The sequence below is a fragment of the Duncaniella sp. genome (genome assembly GCF_029056165.1).
In the GTDB taxonomy this organism is placed as follows: Bacteria; Bacteroidota; Bacteroidia; order Bacteroidales; family Muribaculaceae; genus Duncaniella.
On the sequence record NZ_JAIDBW010000017.1, the window covers coordinates 18291 to 27983 of the forward strand.

The window sequence follows — 9693 nt, forward strand, 5'->3', positions numbered from 1 at the left end:
AGTTAAATTTGATATACGCTAATGAATAGGAAGACTATAAAGTGACTTCGCCACAGATGTCGGTGTTAAGGCGTGTGGCGACGGCAGATGGGGTAAGGCCGAGGCCGAAAAGATACATGAGCTTGGTGATTGCCGCTTCGGAGGTCATATCGTGACCGGAGATGACACCGGCATTCGCAAGTTTGTCACCGGCGACATAGCGGCGGTGGTGGACACCTCCGTTGACGCATTGAGTGACATTTACAATGATGATACCCCGCTGTACGGCCTGAGCTATTTCCTCGATGAACCACCGGGAGGTGGGTGCGTTGCCGGCTCCGTAAGTGCGCAGTACGATTCCTTTTATACCGGGTGTGTTGAGGAGGTGGTGCAGGATCTGCTGTGTCATGCCGGGATGCAGATCGACAAACATGACCCCGCGATCCATATTGGTGTTGAGCTGGAGAGGCTTGCGCTCTTTGGGGCGCCACAGGACCTCTTCAGCAAAATGTATTCCAAGACCGATTTTAGCGAGTTGTGGATAATTGTTGCTTTTGAAGGCGTTGAAGTTGTCGGCACTCATCTTTGTGGAGCGGTTGCCGCGCCAGAGATAGTTCTCGAACAGTATGGCTACTTCCTGCACCATCGGAGAACCGTCGAAGGTGGTGGCGGCTGCGATCTGAAGAGCTGTTATGAGGTTTTCTTCACCATCCGTGCGGACTTCTCCAATGGGCAGCTGCGAACCGGTGATGATTACCGGTTTGTGGAGATTTCCGAGCATGAAGGATAGGGCGGAGGCTGTATAGGCCATCGTGTCTGTCCCATGAAGAACAACGAAACCGTCATATAGATCATAGTTCTCGGATATGGCCTTGGCTATGTCGGCCCATCCTACCGGATCCATGTCGCTGGAGTCGATAGGAGTGAACTGTATATTGTCTATTTCGTAGTCAAGCTTTTTGATTTTTGGAACGTTGTCAATCAGATGACTGAAGTCGAACGGTTGGAGGGCATGAGTTTCCGGATTCTCAATCATCCCGATTGTACCCCCCGTGTAGATGATGAGGAGGCGAGGTTTATGTGTCTGGTTCATGGAAAAGTGTGCTGGATATAGAAAGGTCAACGGATGAGAAATCAGTTTAATTGAAGAAAGCAGGGACTGTCCGAAAAACATGGTTATTTTCAAGAGAGTCCCTGCTGTGATCAGGTCGTTAATGAACGTGAGCTGTAAAAAGCAGGTGATATAGCCTTAAACAGTACAAAAATGAACGTGCGCCTCCGGTCAGCCGATCTTCGCTCCGGGAGCAACGGCGGCGGAGGGGCTTAGGAGCACGATAGAGCCGTCGGAGTTCTCGGCTGAAAGGATCATACCTTCGGATACGATACCTTTAAGCTTGCGCGGGGCGAGGTTGGCGATGAAGCAAACCTGCTTTCCTACGAGGTCTTCCGGTTTGTAATATTTTGCAATACCAGAAACGATGGTGCATTTTTCCAGACCGTCGTCAATGAGGAAGCGGAGTAGCTTGTCGGCCTTGGGTACTTTCTCGCATTCAAGGACTGTGCCGACCCGGAGGTCACAGGCTGCAAAGGTGTCGAATTCCACTGTCTCGGCCTGAGGCTGGGCTTTCCAAGCGGCAATTTCATTTGCTTTTTTAGTGTCGAGAAGCTTCTGGACCTGCTCTTGCACCTGAGTATCCTCAATCTTTTCAAAAAGAAGTTCGGCGGGAGCGAGTTCCATACCGGGAGCGACGAGGTCGTTCTGGCCAAGCATGTTCCAGTCGAGTTTTTCGAGTCCAAGCATCTTGGCAAGACGTGCGGCCGAGAAGGGGATGAACGGTTCGAATGCCACTGCAAGATTAGCGCAGAGCTGAAGAGCGACGTTGAGGATTGTGGCTGTACGATCAAGGTCGGTCTTGGCGAGTTTCCACGGTTCGCTTTCCTGCAGGTAACGGTTGCCAAGACGGGCTATTTCCATGGCCTGCTTTAGGGCTTCGCGGAAATGGAAGGTGTCGAGAGCCTCGGAAAGTGCCTCCTTGATGCGGCCAAGCTCGGCGAATACCTCTTTGTCAGCATCGGTGAGAGTGCCCTGAACGGGAATCATTCCACCGAAGTATTTGTGGGTGAGAACTACAGCACGGTTGACGAAGTTGCCGAGGATTGCGACAAGCTCATTGTTGTTGCGGGCCTGAAAATCTGCCCAAGTGAAGTCATTGTCCTTCGTTTCGGGCGCATTTGCTGTCAGGACATATCGGAGCACATCCTGCTTGCCGGGAAATTCCTTGAGGTATTCATGAAGCCATACGGCCCAGTTGCGTGAAGTTGAGATCTTGTCACCTTCGAGGTTAAGGAATTCGTTTGCGGGAACGTTGTCGGGAAGCTGGAAGTTATCACCGTAGGCCATCAGCATCGAGGGGAACACGATGCAGTGGAACACGATGTTGTCTTTACCGATGAAGTTGATGATACGGCTTTCGGGATCTTTCCAGTATTTTTCCCAAGAATCCGGAAGGAGTTCCTTGGTGTTGGAAATATAGCCTATAGGTGCGTCGAACCACACATAGAGAACCTTGCCCTCAGCACCTTCGACGGGAACAGGGACACCCCATTTGAGGTCACGACTCACGGCTCGCGGCTGAAGTCCGGCATCGAGCCATGACTTGCACTGGCCATAGACGTTTGTCTTCCACTCCTTGTGTTCTTCGAGAATCCATTCGCGGAGTTTCGGCTCCCACTTGTCGAGGGGGAGATACCAGTGGGTGGTCTCACGCATCTTCACCGGCTCGCCAGTGAGTGCCGAGCGGGGATTGATGAGATCGGTCACGTTGAGAGATGAACCGCATGCCTCGCACTGGTCACCGTAGGCGTTCTCATTGCCGCAGCGCGGACAGGTGCCGACGACGTAGCGGTCGGCGAGGAACTCGCCGGTCTTCTCGTCGTAAGGTTGAAGTGCGGTCTGGACTGTGAACTCACCTTTGTCGTAGAGACGGCGGAAAAATTCCGAGGCAGTCTTGTGGTGAAGTTCCGAAGTGGTGCGTGAGTATATGTCGAAGCTGACACCGAGCTCTTCAAGCGAGTCCTTGATGATGTTGTGATAACGGTCAACAACTTCCTGAGGTGTGATCCCCTCTTTGCGCGCACGAAGTGTGATGGGCACACCGTGTTCGTCGCTTCCGCCCACCATGACTACATCCTCGCCCTTGAGGCGGAGATAGCGGGCATAGATGTCGGCCGGAACATATACACCGGCGAGATGACCGATATGCACCGGCCCGTTGGCGTAGGGGAGGGCAGTGGTGATAAGGGTCCGCTTGAATTTCTTTTCCATATCTATTATTAAGAATGTGAAGTTTCATGGGCCGCCGGAATGGGGCAGGGGAGAGGCATTCGGCCGGCTGTTTGATTTTGGAATGCAAAATTAGCGTATATAAGGGAAAAAACATAAAAGGGGAGGAAAAAACTTCATAAATATGTGGCGGAATCAGCTTTGGGTTGATTAATTGTACGAGTGGGGGCCACCGGCATTGCTGAATGAGGGTAAGGAAAGATCGGCGAAGATCGACAACGCAAATTGTTTCGTAAGAAAAAGTCGGAAATGTTTGGTAGTTAGGAAAATAAGTTGTAATTTTGCAACGCTTTTAGGAGCAATCTGTCGTCACGGCATCGTTAACTCATTGAGAGTCAGTGGTGTGGGTGGCGATTGGATATATGTAAAGAAATGAATAACTTCTAATCATTATTTCAATAAACCAAAAGAAACTAAGATGCCTACTATTCAGCAATTAGTAAGAAAAGGACGCGTGGCTCTTGAGGATAAGAGCAAGTCACCCGCACTCGATTCATGCCCGCAGCGTCGTGGTGTGTGCGTGCGTGTGTACACCACCACCCCTAAAAAGCCTAATTCGGCTATGCGTAAGGTGGCTCGTGTGCGCCTCACAAACGGTAAGGAAGTCAACAGCTACATCCCCGGTGAAGGCCACAATCTTCAGGAACACTCAATCGTGCTCGTTCGCGGTGGCCGTGTGAAGGACCTCCCCGGTGTGCGTTATCACATCGTTCGCGGTACGCTCGATACCAGCGGTGTCAAGGATCGTACACAGCGTCGCAGCAAGTATGGTGCAAAGCGCCCCAAAGCAGCTAAGAAGTAATCAAACCACACTCCTTTTCTGAAACAAAGAAATTAAATTAAAAACAGAGTCGTTAACCCCTCGTTTTTGATTTGATTGGAAGGCTAAATCACAGGTTGAGTAAATGACGGCCGGAGGGCAGTCATTGAAGATGAAAGATGCAGCAACCAAGCAACCAAAAACAAAAACATTTGCTCAAAAATGAGAAAAGCAAAACCTAAGAAACGGGTGATCCTCCCCGATCCCGTGTTCAATGACGTGAGAGTATCGAAGTTCGTCAACCATCTCATGTATGACGGAAAGAAGAATACTTCATACACCATCTTCTATTCCGCTCTCGAACTCGTTAAGGCTAAACTCCCCAACGAAGAGAAGACTGCGCTTGAGATCTGGAAGAAGGCTCTTGAGAACGTTACTCCCCAAGTGGAAGTGAAATCACGTCGTGTCGGCGGTGCTACTTTCCAAGTTCCTACTGAAATCCGCCCCGATCGTAAGGAATCTATCTCGATGAAAAACCTTATCCTCTATGCACGCAAGCGCGGCGGCAAGACTATGGCTGAAAAGCTCGCTGCCGAGATCGTAGATGCTTTCAACGATCAGGGTGGTGCATTTAAGCGTAAGGAAGATATGCACAAGATGGCTGAGGCTAACCGTGCGTTCGCTCACTTCCGCTTCTAAGTCAAGGTTGATAACCGACAAGACATTTTCATTGAACTTTTAGATTCATAAAATTAAAAATGGCTAAATCAGACGCACATTTAAAATATACACGTAATATCGGTATCATGGCTCACATCGATGCCGGTAAGACTACCACTTCCGAGCGTATCCTCTTCTATACCGGTCTTACTCACAAGATCGGTGAGGTTCATGACGGCGCAGCTACCATGGACTGGATGGAGCAGGAGCAGGAGCGTGGTATCACAATTACTTCTGCCGCTACCACTACTTTCTGGAAGTATCTTGGCGAGCAGTACAAGATCAATCTTATTGACACTCCGGGACACGTTGACTTTACTGTCGAGGTTGAACGTTCACTCCGTGTGCTCGACGGTGCAGTCGCTACATTCTGTGCAGTAGGTGGTGTTGAGCCCCAGTCTGAGACTGTATGGCGTCAGGCTGACAAGTACAATGTACCCCGTATCGGTTATGTCAACAAGATGGACCGTTCAGGCGCAAACTTCTTTGAGGTCGTACGTCAGCTCAAGGATGTGCTCGGCGCAAATCCCTGTCCCATCCAGATACCTATCGGTGCTGAGGAGACTTTCAAGGGAGTTGTCGATCTCATCAAGATGAAGGCTATCTTCTGGCATGACGAATCAATGGGTGCCGACTACTCTGTAGAAGAGATCCCCGCAGGACTCGTTGCTGAAGCTGAAGAGTGGCGCGACAAGATGCTTGAGAAGATCGCTGAGTTCGATGATGCTCTCATGGAGAAGTATTTCGATGATCCCTCAACCATCACTGAAGAAGAAATTCGTCGCGGTCTCCGTGCAGCAACCCTCAAGATGGAAGTTGTTCCCATGATCTGCGGTTCTTCTTTCAAGAACAAGGGTGTGCAGTGTCTCCTTGATGCTGTCTGCGCATATCTTCCCAGCCCCGTCGATTCAGGTGCTGTCGAGGGTACTAATCCCGATGATCCCGATCAGGTCGAGACCCGCGAGCCTTCTCCCGAAGCTCCTATGTGTGCTCTCGCATTCAAGATCGCTACTGACCCCTATGTTGGTCGTCTTACATTCTTCCGCGTCTATTCAGGTGACGTTGTTGCCGGTAGCTATGTCCTCAACAGCCGTTCAGGCAAGAAGGAGCGCGTAAGCCGTCTGTTCCAGATGCACTCAAACAAGCAGAACGCTAAGGAGTCAATCGACTGCGGCGATATAGGCGCAGGTGTTGGTTTCAAGGATATCCGCACAGGTGATACTCTCTGTGACGAGAATCATCCTATCGTGCTTGAGGCTATGGAATTCCCCGATCCCGTTATCGGTATCGCCGTAGAGCCTAAGACTCAGAAGGACCTTGACAAGCTCGGTGTAGGTCTCCAGAAGCTTGCTGAAGAAGACCCCACATTCCGCGTTGAGACAAACGAGGAAACCGGCCAGACTGTCATCTCCGGTATGGGTGAGCTTCACCTCGATATCATCATCGACCGTCTCCGTCGTGAGTTCAAGGTTGAATGTAATCAGGGTCGTCCTCAGGTTACTTATAAGGAAGCCATCACCAAGCCCGTTGAACTCCGCGAAGTGTTCAAGAAGCAGACCGGTGGTCGCGGTAAGTTCGCTGACATCATTGTCCGCGTAGAGCCTGTTGACGAGGGCTTCGAAGGCAGCCTCCAGTTCGTTGATGAGGTTAAGGGTGGTAACATTCCTAAGGAATTCATCCCCTCTATCCAGAAGGGCTTCACAACAGCTATGAAGAATGGTGTTCTCGCCGGCTTCCCTGTTGATCAGCTCAAGGTTACTGTGATCGACGGTTCATTCCACCCGGTTGACTCCGATCAGCTTTCATTCGAACTCTGTGCTATCCAAGCTTTCAAGAAGGCTTCTGAGAAGGCAGGTCCTGTGCTTCTTGAACCTATCTTCAAGGTAGAAGTCGTTACTCCTGAAGAGAGCATGGGTGATGTGATCGGTGACCTTAACAAGCGTCGCGGTCAGGTAGAAGGCATGGAGACAAGCCGTTCAGGTGCCCGCATCGTAAAGGCTAAGGCTCCTCTTGCCGAAATGTTCGGTTATGTGACCGCCCTCCGTACCATTACTTCAGGTCGTGCCACTTCAACCATGACATTCAGCCACTATGCAGAGGTGAGCAGCTCGATCGCCAAGAACGTCCTCACAGAGTGCCAGGGCCGTGTTGACCTCATCAAGTAAGACAAAACACTTTCATTCAACAAAAGATATGGACCAAACAATCAGAATCAAACTTAAATCTTATGATTACAACTTGGTTGACAAGTCGGCCGAGAAGATTGTGAAGACCGTAAAAGCTACAGGTGCTGTCATCAGCGGACCTATTCCCCTGCCCACACACCGCCGTGTCTTCACTGTCAACCGCTCGACTTTCGTCAACAAGAAGTCACGCGAGCAGTTCCAGCTTTCGTCGTACAAGCGTCTTATCGACATCCACAATTCAACCGGTAAGACTGTTGACGCTCTCATGAAGCTCGAACTTCCCTCAGGCGTTGAAGTAGAAATCAAGGTGTAATCGACCGGGTAAACGAAAGAATACCGCATAAGATTAAGTAAAATCACAACAAACTCCAACAACAGTTCACATTTTTTTAAATCAAAGAGAAATGCCAGGATTATTAGGAAAGAAAATCGGAATGACATCCGTTTTCAGTGCCGACGGCAAGAACGTGCCGTGCACTGTTATCGAAGTAGGCCCCTGCGTAGTTACTCAGATTAAGACGGCTGACAAGGATGGTTATGAGGCTGTACAGCTTGGCTTCGTAGAGAAGAAGGACAAGCACACTACTGCCCCTATGGCCGGTCACTTCAAGAAAGCCGGAGTAGCTCCCCAGCGCCACTTGGCCGAGTTCAAAGGATTTGACGGCGAGTACAATCTCGGTGATACCATCACAGTTGATCTCTTTAACGAGAATGACTTCGTTGACATTCAGGGTACCTCGAAGGGTAAAGGCTTCCAAGGTGTCGTAAAACGCCACGGTTTCGGTGGTGTTGGTCAGAGCACCCACGGTCAGCACAACCGTCTTCGTGCACCCGGTTCAGTCGGCGCATGTTCATACCCCGCTAAGGTGTTCAAAGGCATGCGTATGGCAGGCCAGATGGGCAACGAGAAGGTGACAGTTCAAAATCTTCAGGTGCTCAAAGTGATCGCAGACCACAATCTGCTCCTCATCAAGGGCTCAATCCCCGGAAGTAAAGGTTCAATCGTTTTAATTGAGAAATAATGGAAGTCGCAATTTACAATATCAAAGGTGAAGACACCGGTCGCAAGGCACAGCTCAGCGACGAAGTTTTTGCAGTAGATGCAAACGAGCACGCCGTTTATCTCGATGTGAAGCAGTATCTCGCCAACCAGCGTCAGGGTACTCACAAATCCAAGGAACGCAGCGAAGTTTCGGGTTCAACCCGCAAGCTCCACAAGCAGAAGGGCGGCGGCGGCAGCCGTATCGGTGATATCAATTCACCTGTCCTCGTTGGTGGTGGCCGCGTGTTCGGTCCCCGTCCCCGTGACTATCGCTTCAAGTTGAATAAGAAAGTGAAATCACTCGCCCGCAAGAGCGCGCTGACTTATAAAGTTCAGGATTCTCAGCTTATCATCGTCGAGGACTTCAATTTCGAGGCTCCTAAGACTAAAGATTTCGTAAATTTTGCTAAAAATCTTAAAGTTGACGGCAAAAAGATCCTGCTCGTTTTACCGGGTCAGAATAAAAACGTAACTTTGTCAGCCCGTAATATTCCCGGCGCAGACACAATGGTTGCGACGGATCTCAATACTTACGCGCTCATGAACTCCAACGCTGTTATCCTCACCGAGAGCAGCCTTGATTTCATTAATAAACTTTAACCTCATAAAGAGAAAACTGCAGAACAATGGAAATCTCAATCAAACCCATCGTAACAGAGAAGGCAAGCAATCTCACCGAGAAGCTTAACCGCTACACCTTCGCCGTTTCTCCTGAGGCTAACAAGTATCAGATCAAGTCTCTCATCGAGAACCTTTATGGCGTAAAGGTGGTTCGTGTAAACACTCTCAACGTCCGCAGCAAGAACAAATCACGCTGGACCAAGAGCGGTCTGCTCCGTGGCAAGACCGCCGCTTGGAAGAAAGCTATTGTGACCGTTGCTGACGGACAGAATATTGACTTCTATAGCAATATCTAAATATAAAAATGGCAGTAAGAAAATTCAAGCCCACAACACCTGGGCAGAGACACAAAGTTATCGGTGTATTTAAAGGTACCATCACTGCTACTACACCGGAAAAATCTCTTACAGTCGGCAAAAAGGCCTCCGGAGGACGTAACTCCGAAGGCCATCTCACCACCCGCTACCTTGGTGGTGGCCACAAGCGCAAATATCGCATCATTGACTTTAAGAGAACTAAAGACGGTGTTCCCGCAGTAGTGAAGAGCATCGAGTACGATCCTAACCGTTCGGCCCGTATCGCCCTCCTTTACTACAAAGACGGTGCTAAAGCTTACATCATTGCACCCAACGGCTTAAAGGTTGGTGATGTGCTCCTTTCAGGACCTGAGGCTCAGCCGGAAGTAGGTAACTGTCTCCCGCTGGCAAACATCCCTGTAGGTACGCTCATCCACAACATTGAGTTGCGTCCCGGTCAGGGCGCTTTCATGGCACGTTCGGCAGGCACTTTCGCCCAGCTCATCTCCCGTGAAGGCACCTACGCCATCATCAAATTACCTTCGGGTGAAACCCGTAAGATCCTCGCCGCTTGCCGCGCCACTGTAGGCGTAGTAGGCAACTCTGAGCACTCGCTCGAACGTTCCGGTAAGGCTGGTCGTTCACGTTGGCTCGGTCGTCGCCCCCGCAACCGCGGTGTTGTTATGAACCCTGTCGATCACCCCATGGGTGGTGGTGAAGGCCGCGCTTCCGGTGGTCATCCCCGC

10 protein-coding genes are annotated in these 9693 nt (G+C 50.3%); 8 read left to right on the forward strand and 2 right to left on the reverse strand.

Annotation, left to right across the window (positions count from 1 at the left end; all coding sequences use genetic code 11):
- Nucleotides 1–34: 34 nt before the first annotated feature.
- Both K2G41_RS04580 and metG read right to left on the reverse strand, forming a co-directional pair.
- Nucleotides 35–1072 carry an asparaginase gene (locus K2G41_RS04580; RefSeq protein WP_300115115.1) on the reverse strand — a complete coding sequence of 346 codons (1038 nt, stop codon included), beginning with the start codon at nucleotides 1070–1072 and terminating at the stop codon, nucleotides 35–37.
- 189 nt (nucleotides 1073–1261) lie between these two features.
- Nucleotides 1262–3304 carry a methionine--tRNA ligase gene (gene metG, locus K2G41_RS04585; RefSeq protein ID WP_300115118.1) on the reverse strand — a complete coding sequence of 681 codons (2043 nt, stop codon included), beginning with the start codon at nucleotides 3302–3304 and terminating at the stop codon, nucleotides 1262–1264.
- A gap of 436 nt (nucleotides 3305–3740) precedes the next feature.
- Between metG and rpsL the strand changes: the two genes are divergently transcribed.
- The 8 genes from rpsL to rplB all read left to right on the forward strand — a co-directional run.
- Complete coding sequence (rpsL, locus tag K2G41_RS04590; RefSeq protein WP_016562585.1) at nucleotides 3741–4124, forward strand: 30S ribosomal protein S12; 384 nt, start codon at nucleotides 3741–3743, stop codon at nucleotides 4122–4124.
- 180 nt (nucleotides 4125–4304) lie between these two features.
- Nucleotides 4305–4781, forward strand: coding sequence for a 30S ribosomal protein S7 (gene rpsG, locus K2G41_RS04595; protein WP_300115124.1), 477 nt, complete (start codon nucleotides 4305–4307; stop codon nucleotides 4779–4781).
- A 59-nt stretch (nucleotides 4782–4840) separates the two neighbouring features.
- Nucleotides 4841–6967, forward strand: coding sequence for an elongation factor G (gene fusA / locus K2G41_RS04600; protein ID WP_300115127.1), 2127 nt, complete (start codon nucleotides 4841–4843; stop codon nucleotides 6965–6967).
- Nucleotides 6968–6995: 28 nt separating this feature from the next.
- The gene (gene rpsJ / locus K2G41_RS04605) at nucleotides 6996–7301 is read left to right on the forward strand and encodes a 30S ribosomal protein S10 (RefSeq protein ID WP_107031209.1); all 306 of its coding nucleotides are present in this window, start codon (nucleotides 6996–6998) and stop codon (nucleotides 7299–7301) included.
- Nucleotides 7302–7392: 91 nt separating this feature from the next.
- A complete protein-coding gene (gene rplC, locus K2G41_RS04610; RefSeq protein ID WP_300115130.1) occupies nucleotides 7393–8010 on the forward strand; it encodes a 50S ribosomal protein L3 in 618 nt (205 codons plus the stop codon).
- The gene (gene rplD / locus K2G41_RS04615) at nucleotides 8010–8630 is read left to right on the forward strand and encodes a 50S ribosomal protein L4 (protein ID WP_300115133.1); all 621 of its coding nucleotides are present in this window, start codon (nucleotides 8010–8012) and stop codon (nucleotides 8628–8630) included. Before rplC ends, rplD begins: the two co-directional genes overlap by 1 nt.
- Nucleotides 8631–8656: 26 nt before the next feature.
- Entirely contained in the window at nucleotides 8657–8947 is a 291-nt protein-coding gene (rplW, locus tag K2G41_RS04620) for a 50S ribosomal protein L23 (RefSeq protein ID WP_300115136.1), read from the forward strand.
- Nucleotides 8948–8955: 8 nt separating this feature from the next.
- The coding region (gene rplB / locus K2G41_RS04625) for a 50S ribosomal protein L2 (RefSeq protein ID WP_300115139.1) at nucleotides 8956–9693 on the forward strand (738 nt) is incomplete at its 3' end.